This window comes from Bradyrhizobium sp. USDA 3240 (assembly GCF_054063295.1).
On the sequence record NZ_JBSSGD010000002.1, the window covers coordinates 3,154,425 to 3,174,667 of the forward strand.

Genomic DNA, 20,243 nt, shown 5'->3' on the forward strand with positions numbered 1-20,243 from the left:
TCACTTCATCAGCGGTTCAAGCCGGCAGCCCCGCCTTGAGCAGGCCGGCCTCGTAGCGCGCCCGGTCGGGCTCGCGCTTGTAGTGCTGGGTTGCCAAATGCCCGGCGACCGAGAAGGCCGGCTCGCGCTTCAGCACCTCGGTTGCATGGGCTGAGGCCGCCACCGAATTGCCCATCTGCGCCAATGTCGCGGCAAGGAAGGCGTGATGGGTATGATCGGGCCGCGTGATCCGCGAGAACGCCTCGGCGGCGTCGGCGTATTTCTCGGCGCAATAGCAGGCGCGGCCGAGATGACTCCAGAACCGCTCCGGATGGAACGGATTGAGGCGCATCGCCCGCTTGATCCAGTCGATGCCCTCCTCCGGCCGCCCGAGCCAAGTCAGGAGCTCGCCCTGCTGCACGACGACGAGATCGTAGTTGGGGTTGAGCGCGAGCGCGCGCTCCTGGTGGAAGGCCGCCTTGTCGTGGTCGTCGCGGTTGAGGTTCAGCGCCGCGAGGATCCGGTGTACGTCGCTGTCATTGTCGTCGAGCTTGAGCGCGATCTCGAGCTCGGCCGCCACCTGCGCGAAGGTCGCATCGCGGTCGTCGCACCAACTGTAGACCCAGGTCTGGCCCAGCACGCAGGCCCGCCAGGCGTGCGCATGAGCGTAGTTGGGATCGAGCACGATGGCCCGCTCGAGCAAACGCTGCGCTTCCGCATTGTCGTCGCGCGCCGAGCGATGATGCAGCACCTTGGCGGCGAGCACGCACTCATAGGCCGCCATGTTGTCGGTCGGCTTGCGCTTGACGCGGTCATGGGCGGCCGCCTCGACGCGACCCGGCAAGGTCGACACGATCGCGCGCGTCATCTCGTCCTGGATCGCGAAGATGTCGGCAAGCTCGCGGTCGTAGCGTTCCGCCCAGACATGCCGGCCTCGGCATCGATCAGCTGCACGGTGACGCGGATCCGGCCACCTGCCTTGCGCACGCTGCCTTCCAGCACATAGTCGACCGCGAATTCCTTCGCGACGTCCTGCACCTTCACGGCCTTGCCCTTGTACACGAAGGTCGAGTTGCGTGAGATCACGAGCAGATCGTGGAACCGCGACAGCTCGGTGATGATGTCCTCGGTGAGCCCGTCGGCGAAGAATTCCTGCTCGGGATCGCCGCTCATATTGACGAGCGGCAACACGGCGATCGAGGGCTTTTTGGCGACGACAGGGGCGGCCGTCGCGCTCGGATGATCGGTAGCGGGCTTGGCGCCCGATTCGAGATGGATGCGGAAAACCCGGATCGGGCGCGCGATGTTCTTGACGGTCTGGTCGCCGAGATCCTCGAAGCTCAGATCCTCCAGACGATCGCCGACCTGATCGCGGACCGCGCCCGAAATGCAGATGCCGCCGGGCTCGGCCAGCACCTCCAGCCGGGACGCGACATTGACGCCGTCGCCGAAGATGTCGGCGCCGTCGACGATCACATCGCCGAGATTGATGCCGATGCGAAACTGCATCCACCGCGCCGGCGCGACGTCGGTGTTGCGCTTGGCCATCCGGCGCTGCACCTCGGCCGCGCACAGCACCGCATCGACGACGCTGTGGAATTCGACCAGCAGGCCATCGCCGGTGGTCTTGATGATGCGGCCGCGATTCTTGGTGATGGCCGGATCGATCAGTTCGATCCGATGGGTCTTGAGGCGCGCAAGGGTGCCCGTCTCGTCAGCCTCCATCAGGCGGCTAAAGCCGACCATGTCGGCGGCGAGGACCGCAGCGAGCCGACGCTCTGGTCCTGGCACGTCCATCTGAACGCTCTGCCCGGTTACCTCACCGGCAGTCTAGCAAATCCCGGGATATCACCCAAGCCTCGCCGAGAGGATTGGGCGAGTTACCTCGGGCGGGCCCTTGACGACGCCAGAGAGGCCCGCCTGCCGCCTCAGAGCATCCCGAGCGCCTGCATATAGGTCTCCAGGATGGTTTCCTGCTCCTGGCGCTCGTTGGCATCCTGCTTGCGCAGGCGCACTATGGTGCGCAGCGCCTTGACGTCGAAGCCGTTGCCCTTGGCCTCGGCATAGACGTCGCGGATATCGTCCGAGATGGTCTTCTTTTCCTCTTCCAGCCGCTCGATGCGCTCGATGATGGATTTGAGCTGGTCCTTGGCAAATCGCGTTGCGGGTTCATCCTGAACGGCGGCAGACGTGGTGGCCATCGCGTACTCCTGAAATGGCAATGAAATGTCGCGCGAATACGCGCCACGCGCACCGCTTGTTGCGGGCGACCCTCGATTTTGGAGCACGTCCCGTCAAGGAAACATCGCGCTCATCCACAGCGCGCCCACAGGAGATGCAAACGAGGATGGAACAACGTCATTCCGGGGCGTCCGAAGGACGAACCTCAGGTGCGCAATTGCGCACCGGGGAATCCCGAGATTCCGGGTTCGATGCTGTCGCATCGCCCCGGAATGACGTTTGCTTAGTGCCCGCTTTGGGCCTTCTTCATCGCCGCGAGCTGCTCCGGCGTCGCGCCGCCTTGATACTTCGCCTTCCACTCCTCATAGGGCATGCCGTAGACCGCCTCGCGGCTCTCGTCCTTGCTCACCGCAAGGCCCTTGGCGTCGGCCTCTTCCTTCATCCAGTTGGACAGGCAATTGCGGCAGAAGCCGGCAAGGTTCATCAGGTCGATGTTCTGCACATCGGTCCGGTTGCGCAGATGATCGACGAGGCGCCGGAACACCGCGGCCTCAAGTTCTGTTCTGGTTTTGTCGTCAATGCTCATGATCGTGATCCCGGTGTGATGCGCTCACCATATTGATATCAGGTGGGAATTGTCACAGATTTTGCCATATCGACGCGCAATACGGACCTAGCCGGCCACACTGGCCACGGTCCCACAGCGTGGGGACGGGCGCCCGCCCGTTGACAGTGCCAGCCGGGCACGCGAAATCGACAATGATTTGATATAGCTTCGCCGCATGAGCCCAACAGATTCTCTCGCCTCAGCTCCCCGCACCATCCGCCTGATCCTGGCCGGCATCCTGCCGGTGCTGGCGCTTGTCGCGGCATGCCTGTGGACGAGCCCGGCGGCCGCCGATTTCCGGCTCTGCAACAACACCTCGAGCCGGGTCGGGATCGCGCTCGGCTACAAGGATGCCGAGGGCTGGACCACGGAGGGCTGGTGGAATGTGTCGTCGCGGACCTGCGAGACCCTGCTGCGCGGCAATCTTGTGGCGCGCTACTACTACATCTACGCTCTCGACTACGATCGCGGCGGCGAATGGTCCGGTCAGGCCTTCATGTGCTCGCGCGACAAGGAATTCACCATCAAGGGCACCGAGAATTGCCTGGCGCGGGGCTTCGACCGCACCGGCTTCTTCGAGGTCGACACCGGCGAGCAGCGTGCATGGACCGTCCAGCTGACCGAAGCCAACGAACAACAGCCGCAGAAAGTACCGGGAATGCCGGGCGGCGTGGCCCCGGGAAGCCCCGGGGCGATGCCGGGCCTGCCCAACCCGCCGCCGGGCGCAGCGCCTCCGGGCGCGTCGGGTCTGCCGCCAGCCGCACCACCCGGAAACAAACAATGAGACGACTGCGCCGAATCAAGATCCTCGCAACGCTTGGCCCGGCCTCCTCAGACAGCGCGATGATCCGCAAGCTGTTCGAGGCGGGTGCCGACGTATTCCGCATCAACATGAGCCATACCCCGCATGACAAGATGCGGGAGCTGGTCAAGACCATCCGCAATGTCGAATCGGGCTACGGTCGGCCGATCGGCATCCTGGTCGACCTGCAAGGGCCGAAGCTGCGGGTCGGCGCCTTCGCGGAAGGGTCGACCCAGCTCAAGAACGGCCAGAGCTTCATTCTGGATTCCGACAAGACGCCGGGCGACAACAGCCGCGTCCAGCTTCCGCATCCGGAAATCCTCGCCGCGCTCCGGCCCGGCCACGCGCTGCTGCTCGACGACGGCAAGGTGCGGCTGATCGCCGAGGAAACCTCGACCGACCGCGCGGTCACGCGCGTCGTGATCGGCGGCAAGATGTCGGACCGCAAGGGCGTCAGCCTGCCCGACACCGATCTGCCGGTCTCCGCGATGACCCCAAAGGACCGCGCCGATCTCGAAGCCGCGCTGCCGGAGGGTATAGACTGGGTCGCGCTGTCTTTCGTGCAGCGTGCCGAGGACGTGATCGAGGCCAAGAAGATGATCCGCGGCCGCGCCGCCGTGATGGCCAAGATCGAGAAACCGCAGGCGATCGACCGCCTCGCCGACATCATCGAGGTGGCGGACGCGCTGATGGTGGCGCGCGGCGATCTCGGCGTCGAGCTGCCGCTGGAGCGGGTGCCGAGCCTGCAGAAGCAGATGATCCGGATGGCGCGGCGCGCCGGCCGGCCGGTGGTGGTCGCGACCCAGATGCTGGAATCGATGATCCAGTCACCGGTGCCGACGCGCGCCGAGGTCTCCGACGTCGCCACCGCCGTCTACGAGGGCGCCGACGCCATCATGCTGTCGGCGGAATCCGCCGCCGGCAAATTCCCCATCGAAGCGGTCTCGACCATGAACCGGATCGGCGAGGAGGTGGAGCGCGATCCGACCTATCGCAGCGTGATCAACGCACAGCGCGTCGATCCCGAGGCGACGGTGGGCGACGCCATTGCCGATGCCGCGCGGCAGATCGCCGAGACGCTCGATCTGTCGGCGATCATCTGCTGGACGTCGTCAGGCTCGACCGCAATCCGGGTGGCGCGCGAGCGCCCCAAGGTGCCGGTGGTCGCGATTACGCCGAACCTCGTGACCGGGCGCAAGCTGTCGGTGGTGTGGGGCGTGCATTGCGTGGTTGCCGAGGACGCCCACGATCTCGACGACATGGTTGAACGCGCCGGCTCGATCGCATTCAGGGACGGTTTTGCCAAGGCCGGCCAGCGCGTCATCATCGTTGCCGGCGTGCCGCTCCGCGCGCCCGGCACCACCAATATGCTGCGCATCGCCTCGGTCGGACCGAACGGCGACGCGCAGCTGTAGATTTTCGTCTCGCCAACCGCTCTAACCCCGCCGCGCCGGGCCACGCATCAGCGTGGCCCCAGTGCTGCGCTCCAGACCGTCAGCCCTGCAACGACGCCTCGAGCGTGATCTTGGTGTTGAGCAGCTTCGACACCGGGCATCCGGCCTTGGCCTTGCCCGCCAATTCCTGGAACGTTGCGTTATCTGCGCCGGGGATCTTTGCCGACAGCGTCAGGTGCACGGCGGTGATGGCAAAGCCGTCGGCGACCTTTTCCAGGGTCACGTCGGCCTTGGTCTCCATGTGCTCGGCCGTCAGCTTGGCTTCGCCCAGGATCAACGACAGGGCCATCGTGAAGCAGGCGGCATGCGCCGCGCCGATCAGCTCTTCGGGATTCGAGCCGGGCTTGCCCTCGAAGCGGCTGGCGAAGCCATAGGGGTAATCCGAGAGCGCGCCGCTCTTGGTCGAGATCGCGCCCTTGCCGTCCTTGATGCCGCCCTGCCATTTGGCCGAACCATGGGTCGTCGTCATGCGTTGCTCCGTGAGGTTGGTTGAACCCAGCCTCAACCTACAACGCCAATGCGACGGAAGTGTTCGCCGCGCAGCCGCGATCTCAGGCCCCGACCAGGGCCTTCGCCGGGGTCGTCGCCTGCACCACAAGACCACGGGCACGCGCGTCCATCACGCCGACCGCGCGCAGCGCGAGCAACGTCACGGTCTGCACCGCATCGCGCAGCTTGATCGGATCGTCGTGATTGGCCGGCGCGAGCGGCCCGACCAGCGCTTCATGCAGCGCACCGAGCAGGGCGGTGGCGGCCAGCGCCGTATCCTGCGCCGGCAGATGTCCGGCGCGCACGGCGGCGTCGATGCGCATGGCAAGCTCGCCGGAGATATCGCGGCGGCTGGCAAGGCGCGAGGCGGTGACGTCGACATCGACCGGCTCGGCCAGGATGCCCCAGGCCAGCTTGCGCTGCGACAGCACGTGGACCGCAATGGTCGTCACCGCGGCGGCCAGCGCCGATGAGGGTCCGGGCGCGGCCTCTGCGGCGCGCCGGATCGCGGACAGTTCGTCGCGCGAGACTTCCGTGATCAATTCAGAGATCAGCTCGGCCTTCGACGGGAAATAGCGATAGACGGTGCCTGCCGCGACGTTGGCCCGCACCGCGACGGGTGCGATCTGGACCGCGGCCATGCCGCCCGCCGCCGCCGCGTCCCGCGCAGCCGACAGGATGGCGCTGCGCCGGGCAGCCAGCCGTTTCACGACCTGATGAGTTCGCCGGTAGACCATGGCGTTCCGCCCCCACCGCATGCCCTGGCCGGCGCCCACCGGCAGAACACGCGTGTCTTCAATGTTTTGAACGGTTGATCCCGCAACCGTCTGAAGAAGTGAACAACTATTCAGACTGAATGACAAGCTGGAATTGTAAGGATTTTGCCACGGCCGCAGGTGCCACCTCTGATTGAATCGGCAGCGTTACGGGTGCCGGCAAGCGCCGACCACAGGGTTCGGTGGCCCACTGCTCGCGCGCGGCAGCTTGCGATCGGATCCGAGCATGATCGAGATGGTAAATCGCGCCTTAAGATGATTGCTCGGAATCGAGACATCCGATCTCGCGCAGACCCCCGACATCGCGGTCGCATTTACCCGAATTTATCGGAAGCCGTGGTCGAGTGCGCCGGACGTCACGCGTGGCGTTGCCTCGATATCCCGGGCCGAGCCAAGAAAGCGCATGTCACTCTCCATCACCAGCAGCGTGAGCAGCCGTAGCGCGGTGCGAGGACTGCTGCCGCTGTGCGCCGCCGTGGGCGCCTATCTGTTCTATCTCTCCGCCGGTGAGATCCTGCTGCGCGATTCCGACACGGAGTGGCAGATCAAGGTCGGACAATGGATCCTCGAACACGGCGCGATGCCGACATCAGACGTGTTCTCGTTCACCCGTTTCGGCGAGCCCTGGATTTCGAGCTCGTGGCTGTCGCAGGTGGCGTACGCCCTGGTGTACGGCGGCGATTGGGCCGGGCCGGTGATCCTGACGTCGGTCGCGATCGGCGCGACGGTCGCGATCTTCCTGCATCTGTTGAGCCCGTATTTCGATCCGGCGCGTGCACTCCTGATCGCGGCGCTGGCGCTGCTGCTGTCGACGATCCACTTTTTCGCACGACCGCATGTGCTGGCGTTGCCGGTGCTGCTGGCGTTCATCGGCGGCCTGATGGCGGCCGCGGATCGCCGCACTTATCCATCATGGTGGCTGCTGCCGCTGATGGCGCTGTGGGCCAACCTGCATGGCGGCTTCGTGCTCGGCCTGGCGCTGATCGGGCCGATCGGACTGGAGGCGGTGTGGAGCGCGGAGCCCGGCCGCCGCCGTCAGCTCATCGTGCGATGGGGATTGTTCGGCGTCGCTGCGCTGGCCGCAAGCTGCGTGACGCCCTATGGCTGGAATAGCCTGCTGGGCGCGACCAAGATCCTGAGCCTCGGCAAGCTGCTGTCAATGATCGGCGAATGGCTGCCCGCGGATTTCAGCAAGCCTAGCTTCTTCGAAGCCACGCTGCTCGGCCTGATCGGCGTTATCTGCTATCGCGGGCTGACGCTATCGGTGCCGCGCATCCTGCTGCTGCTCGGGCTGATCTGGATGGCGCTGAGTCATATCCGCAACATCGAGGTGTTCGCGTTCATCGCGCCGCTGGTGCTCGCCAAGCCGATCGCCGAACAATGGGGAATGGCAGGCGTCCGCGCCGCCCGCTTCGAGCAAGGACGCTCCCTCCCCGTCGTCACGATCGCGGCGACTATCGCGATGGTGATCGGAGCGTGGGTGACGACGACGACCTTCGTCGCGCGGCACGAGTTCAAATTCCTGCCGGCGTTCTCGCCCGTTGCCGCGGTCGACGTCCTCCAGCAACACAAGGCGCAGCGCGTGTTCAGCACCGCACCGTTCGGTGGCTACATGGTCATCCGCGACATGAAGGTGTTCATCGACGGCCGCGCCGAGCTCTATGGCGAGCAATTCGTGCTCGACTATTACGCTGCGCTCGATGCCCGCGACGTCGGCCAGTTGCTGGACCTGCTCGACAAATACCGGATCGACGCCACGCTGCTCAGTTCGGACTCCCCCGCCGGAAACGCACTGGACCACCTCAAGGGCTGGAAGCGGCTCTACAAGGACGACATCGCCGTCATCCATGTGCGGTCGGACGAGAGAGCCGGCGCGGTGCCGGCCGCCCCAAGTTCGAACTAGCCTGCTGCGCTGCTTCGTTGTCCAGAGCGGCAACGCCGCCTATCCCGTCATCCTGAGGTGCGAGCGGAGCGAGCCTCGAAGGATGCACGGCCCTGATCTCGCAGCCGGGCCGTCGATCCTTCGCGACGGCGCTGCGCGCCTCCTCAGGATGACGGGTCTAGTGCGGAGCGCGAGTACAGACGTGTATTCGATCTCAACCTAATTCCCCGTCTGGAGCTCGCCGAAGCGATCCCAGGTCTTGCCGTTGAAGCGCATCAGCTGCATCTGGTCGACCGGCACATGGTCGGCCGGCGAGGTGTTGACCTTGATGCCGGGCAGCAGCATCGGCAATTCCAGCTCCTTGATCGCGAACGCCTGCCGCAGGATGTTCTCGGTCGAGAGATCGTCGCCGCAGGCCTTCAGCACTGCCTCGAGCGCCATCGCGCTGTTGTAGGCGTTGACGTAGTTGGTGTCGTGCTGATCGCCTTCAGGCACGTATCTCGTCATGAAGTCGCGCCAGCCCTTCATGCCGGGATCGTCCTTCCAGGCCGGATCGTCCGGATCCTTCACATAGGCCGTGGAGATGATGCCGGTGCCGGCTTCGACGCCGGCCGGCTGCATCACGGTCGAAATCCACACCGCGGTGTTGGACAGGAACGTCATCGGCCGCCAACCGATCTCGAAGGCCTTGCGGATCGACTGCGCCGCGAATTTCGGCGTTGCAGCGATCACGAAGACGTCGGCATTGGTCGCCTTCAGCTTGACGATCTGGGAGTCGATGGTCGGGTCCGATATCTCGTAGGTAGCAACGGTGACGAGCGAATCGTATTTCTCGCCGAGCACGTCCTTGAGGCCCGCGAGATAGTCGCGGCCGTAATCGTCGTTCTGCGAGATGACGGCGAAACTCGCGTTCGGATTCTTCGCCAGCGCATAGCGCGCATAGAGCCGGGCCTCGTAGCGGAACGGCGCCTGCACGCCCATCGTCGCCTGCGGGAATTGCGCGATGTCGCCGAACTTCGAGGCGCCGGAGGCCAGGAACAGCTGCGGGACGTTCTTGCCCTGCAGGTACTTTGCGATCGCCGTGTTGTGCGCGGTGCCGATCGAGGAGAAGATCAGCGCGACCTCGTCGCTCTCGACGAGACGGCGCGTCTGCTCCACGGTCTTGGGCGGCGCGTAGGAATCGTCCAGCGAGATGAAGTTGATCTTGCGGCCGTTGATGCCGCCGCGCTCGTTCAGCATCCTGAAATAGCCGGCCTCGCCCTTGCCCAGTGCACCGAACGCCGACACCGGCCCGCTATAGGGCATGGTCTGGCCGATCCTGATTTCGGTTGCCGTGACGCCGCGCATCTCGGCGGCAAATGAAGCGGTGGGCAGCAGCAGGAATGAAATGGCGCCAAGCGCGCCGAATGCCTTGCGCATCGGCCTCCCCTCCCCTTTTTCTCGCCGCGGCGTCAGATGACGCGGCCGCGCCGTTTGTCGGCTTGGCCTTAAGGATGCCACGGCGCCCCGACGGAGGCCAAGCCCATTCGCCGCGGCGATCTCAGCGCTTGCCGCGCTCCTTGACCGGGATCACGAATTTCAGCCCCGACCACACCGCATCGACGGCGCAGACCTTGATGTCGACCAGGCCGAACGCGAGCCCCGCCGCGCGCACGACCTTGTCGTCAAGATCGGTCGCGACGCCTGAGCTCTTCTTCGGCCACGACACCCAGATCATGCCGTCGGGCGCGATCGCCCCGCGATAACGCTGCAGCTTGGCGGCGAGCCCTTTGGCCTCGGCGGCGAACAGATGCACGGCATCGAGCGGCGCCCGCGCGGTCTTCGCGATCCGCAGATCGGCAGGCAGTTCGCCGACGATGTCGCCATAGGGAACGGACAACCCGTCGACAAAAATACAAAAGCCCGGCTTGAGGCCGAGCTTTTGCACAATCGGTTTGCCGGAAGTGCCGGCCATGGCGGGCGAGGCTTACGCCTGCGGCTGCGGCTCCATGCCGGTGTCCGGATCGGGACGCGGGCGCGGCTTGCCGGCCGGCGGCACGGCGGAGGCGCGCGGCGTCGACGGCTCCAGCACCGACTCCCGGTTGGGCTTCTTGCCCTTCAGCAGATCGATGATCTCGTCGCCGGTCAGCGTCTCGAACTCGAGCAGGCCCTTGGCGAGCGCCTCGAGGTCTTGGCGCTTTTCGGTGAGGATCTTGGTCGCCTCGTTGTAGCCTTCCTCGACCAGACGCCGGATCTCGGAGTCGATCTTCTGGACCGTCGCCTCGGACGCATTCTGGGTGCGCGAGACCGACATGCCCAGGAACACCTCGTCCTGGTTCTCGCCATAGGACACGGTGCCGAGCTCTTCCGAGAGGCCCCAGCGCGTCACCATCATGCGTGCGAGGCGGGTCGCCTGCTCGATGTCGGAGGCGGCACCCGAGGTGACCTTCTCGCGGCCGAAGATCAGCTCTTCCGCGACACGGCCACCCATCATGATGGCCAGGCGCGAGGTCATCTGCTCGAGCGACATCGACAGCTTGTCGCGCTCCGGCAGCTGCATCACCATGCCCAGCGCACGGCCGCGCGGAATGATGGTCGCCTTGTGGATCGGATCGGTCGCGACGACGTTGAGGCCGACGATGGCGTGGCCGCCCTCGTGATAGGCCGTCAGCAACTTCTCTTCCTCGGTCATGACGAGCGACTTGCGCTCGGCGCCCATCATCACCTTGTCCTTGGCCTCTTCGAACTCGGCCTGCGTCACCATCCGCTTGTTGCGGCGGGCGGCGGTCAGCGCGGCTTCGTTGACGAGGTTCATCAGGTCGGCGCCGGAGAAGCCCGGGGTGCCGCGCGCGATAGTCTTGAGGTTGATATCCGGCGCCAGCGGGACCTTGCGGACGTGGACCTTGAGGATCTGCTCGCGGCCGACGACGTCCGGATTCGGCACCACGACCTGACGGTCGAAGCGGCCCGGACGCAGCAGCGCGGGATCGAGCACGTCGGGACGGTTGGTCGCCGCGATTAGGATCACGCCTTCATTGGCCTCGAAGCCATCCATCTCGACCAGCAACTGGTTCAGCGTCTGCTCGCGCTCGTCATTGCCGCCGCCGAGGCCGGCGCCGCGATGACGGCCGACAGCGTCGATTTCGTCGATGAAGATGATGCAGGGCGCGTTCTTCTTGGCCTGCTCGAACATGTCGCGGACACGGCTCGCGCCGACGCCGACGAACATTTCGACGAAGTCAGAACCGGAGATCGTGAAGAACGGCACGTTGGCCTCGCCCGCCACCGCGCGCGCAATCAGCGTCTTACCGGTGCCGGGAGGGCCGACCAGCAGCACGCCGCGCGGAATGCGTCCGCCGAGCCGCTGGAACTTGCCGGGGTCGCGGAGGAATTCGACGATCTCCTGCAGATCCTGCTTGGCCTCGTCGACGCCAGCGACGTCCTCGAAGGTGACGCGGCCATGCGCCTCGGTCAGCATCTTGGCGCGCGACTTGCCAAAGCCCATCGCCTTGCCGGCGCCGCCCTGCATCTGCCGCGACAAGAAGATCCAGACGCCGATCAGCGCGATGAACGGCAACCAGGAGACGAGCAGCGAGACGAACCACGGCACGTTGTCGCCGGGCGCCTTCGCGGTGATCTGCACCTTGGCGTCATAGAGGCGCTTCACGAGCGACGGGTCGCTCGGCGCGTAGGTCTGGAAGCTGGTGCCGTTGTTGAAGGTGCCGTGAATCTCGGGCCCCTGAATCACGACGTCGCGGACATGGCCCTGATCGACCTCAGTGAGAAGCTGCGAGAACGAGATGTCCGAGGACGACGAGCGCTGGCCAGGATTCTGGAAAAGCGTGAACAACGCCAGCAACAGCAGGACAATGATGACCCAGAGGGCGAAATTCCGCAGATTGGCGTTCATGGTCTTCCTTCGTGGTCGCGCGGATCGCGGCCTCTCTCTAATCCTTGGGCAGGCTCTGTGGGAATCCCCAGGGAATCCATCCCGTCGATGCCCTACAATCTAGGTGCCGCTGGGGTCGATGCCAAGGGAACCACGCACGACTATTTACCGCATCCTAGCCCGATTCCCGGTCAAAAAATGACGCAGAATCCGGTGTTTTTCCGGGGTGGTTAAGCCAGCTTGGCGGATTATGACAGCGCTTGAAACAATCGAACCCGGCTCAGCGGGAACGGGCCCGGCGAGGCGGCGCCGGGCTGATCCTGATGCGGCCGGAGGCGACGCTGATGACTGCTCCGGCAAGCGTCTGTTTCAGCTTGGATTCGCGCTTTCCCAAGGGCCGATTGACGACCTCGTCGACCGCGGCGAGCAGGGTTTCGACCTTGCCGAGTTCGGCCGGCCCCTCATGTCCGGTGCGGTCGATGGTGCGCTTGAGCAGACGGAGGCGGATCTCCTCCGGCATCATCGCGAACAGCGCCGCGTCGAAGCCCGCATCGAGGTTATCCTCGCTTTTCAACGCAAGATCGCGCTCGGCGCCGTCGACCAGCACCTCCAGCGCGGCGTTGGCGCGCGCGATCCGCGCGGCGAGCCGTGCCAGATTCCGCGCATCGCCGCCCTCCTCGGCGAGCAGCGGCATCAGCGCGCGCAGCCGCGGCCGCGTGAAGGACGGATCGCGGTTGGTCGGATCGTCGGCAAAGCTGATGCGCGCCTTCTTCAGCGTCGCGATCAGCTGCGCCTTCGAGATATCGAGCAACGGTCGCGTCAACATGACGCCGTCGCGCTCGGTCTCGCGCGCCATCGCCGAGAGCCCCGCAACGCCGCTGCCGCGCAGCATCCGCATCAACAGCGTCTCGGCCTGGTCGTCACGGGTGTGCGCGGTCAGGATATGCGTCGCGCCGTGCTTGCGCGCGGCTTGCGCGAGCAGGCCATAGCGCGCCGTACGCGCGGCTGCCGGCAGGCCGGCTTTGGGCTTGGTCCCGCTCCAGCGCAGCGTGTGATGTGGCAGCTCGAGGCTGCGCGCCAGCCGCTTGACGTCGCGCGCCTCGCGGGCCGCTTCAGGACGCAGGCCATGATCGACCGTGACCGCCACCAGCCGCGGTCCCTGCGCGAGCGCGCGGCGCCAGCGCGCGACCAGCCACATCAGCGCGACTGAATCGGGACCGCCGGACACCGCGAGCACGATCGCCGGCGCGCGCGCCAGGCCTGCGAACAGGCGCTTGGCGTCGCTTGCCGGGATGGCGGATTGGTCGTCGGGCATCACAGAACCAGCAGGTCGCGGCAAGGCCGGAAGCGGCCTCCCCTTGCTGGTTTAGCACTTCACGCGCTTCTGCTCGCGGTCAACCGCCGCTTTGACCCCGCCGGACGCGCGCGGGTACTTGCGCGAGATCTCGCCAAACGCGGCGCAGGCGGCTTCCTTTTCCTTCAGCGCCGCCAGCGACTGGCCGAGCCGCAGCAGCGCGTCGGGCGCCTTCACGGACTTGTCGAACTTGGTGGTCACACCGAGGAAGGTTTCCGCAGCATCGCGGTATTGCTGGCGCTGGAAATAGCTTTCGCCGAGCCAGTACTGCGAATCCGCCACCAAAGGATCGCTCGGATACTTGGTGGCGAAGTTCTTCATGGTCTCTTCGGCGAGCGCATAGTCCTTGCGCTGCATGTAGCCGATGCCGAGGTCGAACTCGTCCTTCGGCGTCGCCGACGGCGGCAATGTGGTCAGGGCCGCGCTCGCGCCGGGCGGGCGCTGCGGGCTGGTGTTGCCGAGCTCGAGCGGCTCGCCCGCTCCGCGGCCGCCGGGCGCGCCGACCGCCGCATCGCTCTGCATCGGCGTCTGGCCGCCGCCACCGAGCACACGCGGAGCGCCGGGGGCATTCGGATTCTGGGTCGGATCGAAGGCGTCGCCGCGGCCGCGGCGGCCTGGAGCTGCAGCCGGCGCCGGCTCCTGCACGATCGGCGCGGGCGCGGCGATCTGCTGCTGGTCATAGCCGCCCTGCGGCTGCCGGCCATATCCTTGCTGCGGCTGGGCGTAGCCGGGCTGAGCTTGCGGGTATCCCTGCTGCGCCGGCGGCACTGCCGCGGCACCGGGCTGGGCCACCGCAGGCTGGCCATTGGGGCCGGGCGGCTGGCCGCCGAGCTGGCGCAGGCGCTCCTCGAGCTGGCGGTTGCGGTACTGCAGCTCCTCGTTCTGCCCGGTCAGCTGCCGCAGCTGGTTCTCCAGCCGCTCGATCCGCATCTCGGCATCGGAATCGTCGGATTGGGCAAACGCTGGTGCGGAAACGGCGAACAGCGCCGCGATCGCCGCGGCGGAGGAAAGAAAATGAAGCCTGGATGACATTTTGCCCTGACGACGAGATCGACGTTAAAAGCGAGCGACATTGAAAGACGGAGTACGCCGGAATTGTGACTTGCAGTTCAAATCCGGGACAGCGTCGCTGATACCGGTTTAGTACGGACGGTGGAACAAGCAAGCGGCCAATTGCACGCAGCTTCGTTCATCTTGATGAAGCCGGGGTCAGGCTCTCACACGGCCAAAACAAAAACCGGCGCCCGAAGGCGCCGGTTTGGAAAACGAATCCAGGATCGCGTCAGGAGCTGGCGTTCAGCACGGTGACGGCACGGCGGTTCTGCGACCAGCAGGAGATGTCGTTACAGACCGCGACCGGGCGCTCCTTGCCGTAGGAGATGGTGCGCATGCGGCTCGGGTCGATGCCGCGCGAAGCGAGATAGGAGCGAACCGACTGGGCACGGCGCGCACCGAGCGCGATGTTGTATTCGCGCGTGCCGCGCTCGTCGGCATGACCTTCGATGGTGAAGGAATAACGGTTGTAGGTCTGCAGCCACTGCGCTTGCTTGTCGAGGGTCGCCGTCGCCTGCGGACTGAGATCGGTCTGATCGCTCTCAAAGAACACGCGGTCGCCGACATTGACCACGAAATCCTGCTGGCTGCCCGGGGTCGCGGCGCCTCCGATGGCGCCATTGGCGTCCAGCGGGTTCTTGTTGGCGCAGGCACCCATCGACAGCGCCACTGCCAGAACCGCAGCCAGCTTCATACCCTGGAGGATACGCATCTGATGTTTCATTCCCGGAGCCTCCACGCTCACGCTCTTCGTACTGTCCATTGGGTCTACAGGGCGATGGTTAAGCGAACGTTCCGTCAACCTTGACGAGACCTTGCTCGACCCGATCAAATGCCAGGCAATGGCGAAAAGCGCCCCCGATGGTTAATGGGTGGCAAATGTGGCGCGATGGTGAAGGGAAGGCAAGGTTCGCGGGAACCGGCCGCTTTTGCAGGACAATTTGGCCCGCACGCAACAGTCGATCGATGTCGGATTGATCAGAACGCCGGCTTGCTCAGGGATTCGGCACGATCGAGGCGCGCTCGAACGGCCGGACGATACCGTCGGGCTGCAACAGGCCTTCTCGCTCAAACAGCATCCGCCGTTCGAAGGCGCTCGAGCGCAGGAACGGATAGCGGGCGAGCACGCGTTCCCGCACGGTCGGCAGATGCGACGCCATTAACCCGACCGGCTTCACGAGCCCCGGGTAGAGCCGCGGCTCCGACCAGGTCTCATGCAGGAACACACGCCGGTAGAACGCCATGTGCTCGGGCCGGACCGGTGCCAGGCCGTAATCGGCGTTGAAATGCACGCCCGCGGTCGAGCCGAGGCGCACCGTGACATAGGGCAGTTCCGGATTGTTCCGCGCCTTGTCGGGGTCCGCAACGAAGCGTGTCGAATCGATGAAGACCAGACCCTGATCGAGTTTCGGCAGCAGCACATCGCCGAATACGTCGAGCGTCGGCGAGGAGCGCCACTCCGGTGTCGCCACGGTGATGCGGATCGAGCTGCAGAGCTCGCCTTGCAGATAGACGCCGAACACCCAGGCGTTCGGCGCATCGTCGAACTGATCGACGACGCGCTCGTCCGCCGAGGGCCGGATCGCGCCTTCGCGCAGATAGGCACGGTAACGCAACCGGTAGATTTCGTCTTTTTGTTCGGGGGTCTGAGCGAGACGGTAGTCGACTTGATCGAGAGGGTCCGCAAGCCTTCCTGTCGCGGGCTTGATGGCTTCGGCCGCGGACCTCATGTGGTAATCCCCTCAACAACCCAACAACTTCAACGCGCGTGCCAAAAGATTAACAGCTTCTTAATTTTCGTCAAAGCAATCGCGGCAATACAGTTAACTTCTGACCGCAAGGGGTGCAATTCGAATCGTGCAATCGAAAGGTTCCACAACTATCGATTGAGGATATTGCGCTGGATCAAGCGATTGAGCGCGAGGGAACCACGTGCAGTTGCTCGTCCGTGCGCCGGCCATGCGAGGCATTGAGCAGCTGGCGGATGCGGACGGCGGGAACCGGCCGGCTGAACAGGTATCCCTGCGCCTCGGTCACAGCGCCGTCGGCGCTGATAAGTTCGAGCTGCTCGTTGGTCTCGATGCCCTCGACCACGACCGACATGCCAAGGTCCGCGGACAGCCGCGCCACGCCGCGCAGCAAGGTCAGCGGCCGATCGCTGTCGATGCCTTCGAGGAAGGAGCGGTCGATCTTGACCTTCTGCAGCGGGAAATTGTGCAAATAGCTAAGCGACGAGTAGCCGGTGCCGAAATCATCCAGTGAGATGCGCACGCCGAGCGAGCGCAGTTGCGACAGCACGTCGTGGGTCAGCTCGGTGTTGTGCAGCAGCGAGGATTCGGTGATCTCGATCTCGAGGCGTTGGGCCGGCAGACCGGAGACCTCGAGCGCGTAGCGGACCTCGCTCAGCACGTCGCGCTGATGGAACTGCTGCGGCGAGAAATTGACCGCGACGCTCACAGCCTCCGGCCACTTCATGCATTCCATGCAGGCCTTGCGGAGGATCCAGCGGCCGAGATCGACGATAAGGCCCATGTCCTCGGCGACCGGAATGATGTCGACCGGGGAGACGGTGCCGCGCGCCGGATGGTTCCAGCGCAGCAGCGCCTCGCAGGTGCTCACCTTGCCGGACTTCAGGTTGATCAGCGGCTGGTAGAACAGCTCGAATTCCTCGTTGGCGAGCGCCTTGCGCAGATCGAGCTCGAGGATGCGGCGCGCCTCGACGGTCTGGGCCATCTCGTCGCGGAAGAAGCAGAAGGTGCCGCGGCCATCGGCCTTGGCACGGTAGAGCGCCATGTCGGCGTTCTTCAGCAGCGTGTCGGCGCCGACGCCGGGCGCGGTCATCGCGATGCCGACACTGGCGCCGATCTCGACCAGATGGTTGTCGATCTTGTAGCGCTCGCTGAGGCGGTCGACGATGCGCCGCGCCAGCGCGGCGGCGTCCTCGTGCGAGTGGATGTTCTGCTGGAACACGACGAACTCGTCGCCGCCGAACCGCGCCACGAAATCCTCCGGACGCAGCATCTCGCGCAGCCGTTCGGCGACCGCGCAGAGCAGCTGGTCGCCGCAGGGATGGCCGAGTGTATCGTTGACCTGCTTGAACTGGTCGAGGTCGACGAACAGCAATGCGGAGCGATGGTCGCCGTGCTGCATGGCGAGCAGCCGGCCGATCTCGTCGCGGAAATTGACGCGGTTGGGCAGCGCGGTCAGTTCGTCGTAGCGCGCGAGATGGCTGATCCTGGCCTCGGCGTCCTTGCGCTCGGTGATGTCCTCGACCAGCAAGACCGTGCCGCCGCCTGCCATCGGCTGGAACGTCCAGTCCAGCGAACGGTTCTGGGCCGGATCGGGGTCGCTGGTGACGATGTCGCCGCGCTGCGAGCTCTCGATCTCGTAGAGAATCTGTTGTGCGGCCGCGGCCGAGATCGCGCCGGACAGCACGCAGGCATTGCAGATGTCGGTCGCGCTGGCGCCGCGCTGCACGAAATCGTCGGACAGCTGCATCATCTCGATGAAGCGGTGGTTCATCACCGCAAGGCGTCCGTCGCTGCGGAACATGCACAGGCCGTGCGGCATGTTGTTCAGGGCGGTATCGAACTGGCCCGCCAGCGCCGCCTCGCGCTCCTTGGCGATCCAGGCGTTGACGTAGATGCGCTGCAGGCTGGAGGTGAGGTGCCGGATGGCGCTGAAGAACACCAGGCTGAGCAGCGCAAGGGCGATGTGATAGGGACCGCCGACATACATCAGCGCCGCGATCAGGGGGCCGATCGACATCAACAGATGCTGGTGGAAGATTTGCGGCCGGCCGAAGGTCCGCCCTACCCCCGCCGAGGTGTAGGCAACCACCGTGGTCACGCAAAGCATATGCGCGGCGGCATCGCTGGTCGTGAGCAGCACGGCTGCGCCCCATAGGCCGAGCGTGATGCCGTAGGCGAGACTGCCGATCCGGTAGCGCTTTTCCCACGTCACGGACTCTTCGACGGTGAGACCGGAACTGCGCTGCTGATAGCGGTACATCTGCAGCGCGCGCGCCAGACCCACCACGATGAACAGCGGCACACACAGCCAGGACAGCAGATTGCCAGTGACGAACGCAATCACGGCGCCCGCAATGGCGGGGCCGAAGGCGCCGAAGATCATGGGCGCGGGGTTCATGAACAGGGAATCGACCAGCGCCGCGGAGATCGTCGGCGACATCGACTGGTCCGGTTCTCCCGTCTGACTTGCAAACTGCATTGTGAGAGCGCGCGTCCTTTTCAGCTCGCACTCTTACTGATCGCAGGTGAAGTCTTTCTGAGGGAACATCGTTAGCGAGTCGTTGCCGCGATCCATTGATAGCCGAAATTCGGCATAAGTTTCAGTGCGCTAGGTAAGAAGCGCCGACCGCCCCAGGGTTCCCTGGAGCAGCTTTGCGCGAGCCTCACGACAACAGCGGGGACCAGGCGGGGTCGGAGGCAAAACCGGGGGTCGGCACCCGCAGTTCGTTGCGCCCGGAAACGTCGATGGTGAACAGCGACGGACCGCTGTTGCCGCCGGGATCGCGGAAGAACATCACGACGCGCCCGTTCGGCGCAAAGGTCGGGCCTTCATTGTGGAAGCCCGAGGTCAGGATGCGCTCGCCGGAGCCGTCCGGCTTCATGATGCCGATCGCGAACTGCCCGCCGCCCTGCTTGGTGAAGGCGATGTAGTCGCCGCGCGGCGACCACACCGGCGTTGAATAGGTGCCGTCGCCGAACGAGATGCGCTGGGCCGCGCCGCCGGTTGCCGGCATCACATAGATCTGCGGCTTGCCGCCGCGATCGGATTCGAAACAGAGCCGCGTGCCGTCCGGCGCGTAGGACGGCGAGGTGTCGATCGCCGGCGTGTCGGTCAGCCGCGTCATCGACTTCGAGCGCAGATCCATCACGAACAGGTTGGAGTTGCCGCCCTGCTGCAGACTCATGATGACGCGCTGGCCGTCGGGCGAGAAGCGCGGCGAGAACGACATGCCCGGGAAGTTGCCGACGATCTCGCGCTGGCCGGTCTCGATGTTGAGCAGATAGACGCGCGGGTCGCCCTGGCCGAACTCCATGTAGGTGATTTCCTGGGTCGACGGCGAGAAGCGCGGCGTCAGCACGAGATCCGAGCCGCGGGTCAGATAGCGCACATTGGCGCCGTCCTGGTCCATCAGCGCGAGGCGCTTGACGCGGCGATCCGCAGCGCCGCTCTCGTCGACGAACACGACGCGGGTATCGAAATAGCCCTTCTCGCCGGTCATGCGCTCGTAGATCTGGTCGGAAATGATGTGCGCGATCCGCCGCCAGTATTCGGCCGAGGTGTCGTACTGCTGGCCCGCGAGCTGCTGGCCGGTGTTGACATCCCAGAGCCGGAATTCGGCCTTCACGCGCCCGTTGCCCTGGCGCGTCATGCGGCCGGTCACCAGCGCCTGCGCGTTGATGCTCTTCCAATTGTTGAAGTTCGGCGCCGCGTCGATGTTGATCTGCTTCTCGAGATAGGCCGCCTGATCGATCGGCGCGAACAAGCCGCTGCGCTTCAGGTTGTTGGTGATCACCTGCGTGACGCCGACGCCGACCTCGGCGTCGCCGGGCGTTCCGGCGGCGAAGTTCGGGATCGCGATCGGCACCGGCGCGAATTCACCTTCCGGAATCGGAATTCGCTTCGGGCCAGCCTGCCCGAAAGCGCTCCGGCTTCCGGCAAGGGCGCCGAGGGCGGCAATTCCGGAGATCATCTGTCGACGGTCGAGGCGAAATTTCATGGTCCGCAAATCATTCGTGTTGGTCATTGTCGGTGACTTTTGCTTGCCG

The 20,243-nt window shown here is 65.3% G+C and carries 16 protein-coding genes and 1 pseudogene; 3 read left to right on the forward strand and 14 right to left on the reverse strand.

All coding sequences use genetic code 11. The annotated features are described in order from the left end of the window. Window positions 1-16 precede the first annotated feature (16 nt). From ACVIGA_RS15755 to ACVIGA_RS15765, 3 genes and pseudogenes are all read right to left on the reverse strand, one after another. Window positions 17-1,776, reverse strand: a pseudogene (locus ACVIGA_RS15755) (adenylate/guanylate cyclase domain-containing protein). 131 nt (window positions 1,777-1,907) lie between these two features. Further along, the gene (locus tag ACVIGA_RS15760) at window positions 1,908-2,180 is read right to left on the reverse strand and encodes a DUF2312 domain-containing protein (protein WP_029085502.1); all 273 of its coding nucleotides are present in this window, start codon (window positions 2,178-2,180) and stop codon (window positions 1,908-1,910) included. 263 nt (window positions 2,181-2,443) lie between these two features. After that, entirely contained in the window at window positions 2,444-2,746 is a 303-nt protein-coding gene (locus ACVIGA_RS15765) for a DUF1244 domain-containing protein (protein WP_176533687.1), read from the reverse strand. Window positions 2,747-2,942: 196 nt separating this feature from the next. On the opposite strand from ACVIGA_RS15765, the gene ACVIGA_RS15770 reads away from it, so the two are divergent. Both ACVIGA_RS15770 and pyk read left to right on the forward strand, forming a co-directional pair. Further along, the gene (locus ACVIGA_RS15770) at window positions 2,943-3,551 is read left to right on the forward strand and encodes a DUF1036 domain-containing protein (RefSeq protein ID WP_092123478.1); all 609 of its coding nucleotides are present in this window, start codon (window positions 2,943-2,945) and stop codon (window positions 3,549-3,551) included. Beyond that, window positions 3,548-4,984, forward strand: coding sequence for a pyruvate kinase (gene pyk, locus ACVIGA_RS15775; RefSeq protein ID WP_456667068.1), 1,437 nt, complete (start codon window positions 3,548-3,550; stop codon window positions 4,982-4,984). Before ACVIGA_RS15770 ends, pyk begins: the two co-directional genes overlap by 4 nt. Window positions 4,985-5,063: 79 nt before the next feature. Here pyk and ACVIGA_RS15780 read toward each other — a convergent pair whose 3' ends face one another. Beyond that, window positions 5,064-5,492: an OsmC family protein gene (locus ACVIGA_RS15780; protein WP_456667069.1), complete on the reverse strand. Its 429-nt coding sequence runs from the start codon at window positions 5,490-5,492 to the stop codon at window positions 5,064-5,066. Between the two features lie 82 nt (window positions 5,493-5,574). Beyond that, the gene (locus ACVIGA_RS15785) at window positions 5,575-6,249 is read right to left on the reverse strand and encodes a TetR/AcrR family transcriptional regulator (protein ID WP_456667070.1); all 675 of its coding nucleotides are present in this window, start codon (window positions 6,247-6,249) and stop codon (window positions 5,575-5,577) included. 442 nt (window positions 6,250-6,691) lie between these two features. Between ACVIGA_RS15785 and ACVIGA_RS15790 the strand changes: the two genes are divergently transcribed. Next, window positions 6,692-8,191, forward strand: coding sequence for a hypothetical protein (locus ACVIGA_RS15790; protein ID WP_456667071.1), 1,500 nt, complete (start codon window positions 6,692-6,694; stop codon window positions 8,189-8,191). A 198-nt stretch (window positions 8,192-8,389) separates the two neighbouring features. On the opposite strand, the gene ACVIGA_RS15795 is transcribed toward ACVIGA_RS15790, so the two are convergent. From ACVIGA_RS15795 to tolB, 9 genes are all read right to left on the reverse strand, one after another. Beyond that, the gene (locus ACVIGA_RS15795; RefSeq protein WP_456667072.1) at window positions 8,390-9,589 is read right to left on the reverse strand and encodes an ABC transporter substrate-binding protein; all 1,200 of its coding nucleotides are present in this window, start codon (window positions 9,587-9,589) and stop codon (window positions 8,390-8,392) included. A gap of 121 nt (window positions 9,590-9,710) precedes the next feature. Next, window positions 9,711-10,124, reverse strand: coding sequence for a DUF3052 domain-containing protein (locus ACVIGA_RS15800; RefSeq protein ID WP_456667073.1), 414 nt, complete (start codon window positions 10,122-10,124; stop codon window positions 9,711-9,713). 12 nt (window positions 10,125-10,136) lie between these two features. Beyond that, window positions 10,137-12,059, reverse strand: coding sequence for an ATP-dependent zinc metalloprotease FtsH (gene ftsH, locus ACVIGA_RS15805; protein ID WP_092123466.1), 1,923 nt, complete (start codon window positions 12,057-12,059; stop codon window positions 10,137-10,139). Between the two features lie 259 nt (window positions 12,060-12,318). After that, entirely contained in the window at window positions 12,319-13,353 is a 1,035-nt protein-coding gene (gene tilS / locus ACVIGA_RS15810; protein ID WP_456667074.1) for a tRNA lysidine(34) synthetase TilS, read from the reverse strand. 51 nt (window positions 13,354-13,404) lie between these two features. After that, complete coding sequence (gene ybgF, locus ACVIGA_RS15815) at window positions 13,405-14,424, reverse strand: tol-pal system protein YbgF (protein ID WP_456667075.1); 1,020 nt, start codon at window positions 14,422-14,424, stop codon at window positions 13,405-13,407. Between the two features lie 250 nt (window positions 14,425-14,674). Next, window positions 14,675-15,169: a peptidoglycan-associated lipoprotein Pal gene (pal, locus tag ACVIGA_RS15820; protein ID WP_223975909.1), complete on the reverse strand. Its 495-nt coding sequence runs from the start codon at window positions 15,167-15,169 to the stop codon at window positions 14,675-14,677. A gap of 271 nt (window positions 15,170-15,440) precedes the next feature. Then, window positions 15,441-16,175, reverse strand: coding sequence for an N-acyl amino acid synthase FeeM domain-containing protein (locus tag ACVIGA_RS15825; RefSeq protein WP_223975907.1), 735 nt, complete (start codon window positions 16,173-16,175; stop codon window positions 15,441-15,443). Between the two features lie 175 nt (window positions 16,176-16,350). Then, window positions 16,351-18,675 (reverse strand): putative bifunctional diguanylate cyclase/phosphodiesterase, encoded by a 2,325-nt coding sequence (locus ACVIGA_RS15830; protein ID WP_456667076.1) that lies wholly within the window; start codon window positions 18,673-18,675, stop codon window positions 16,351-16,353. A 184-nt stretch (window positions 18,676-18,859) separates the two neighbouring features. Then, window positions 18,860-20,194: a Tol-Pal system beta propeller repeat protein TolB gene (tolB, locus tag ACVIGA_RS15835; RefSeq protein ID WP_223975900.1), complete on the reverse strand. Its 1,335-nt coding sequence runs from the start codon at window positions 20,192-20,194 to the stop codon at window positions 18,860-18,862. Window positions 20,195-20,243 lie beyond the last annotated feature (49 nt).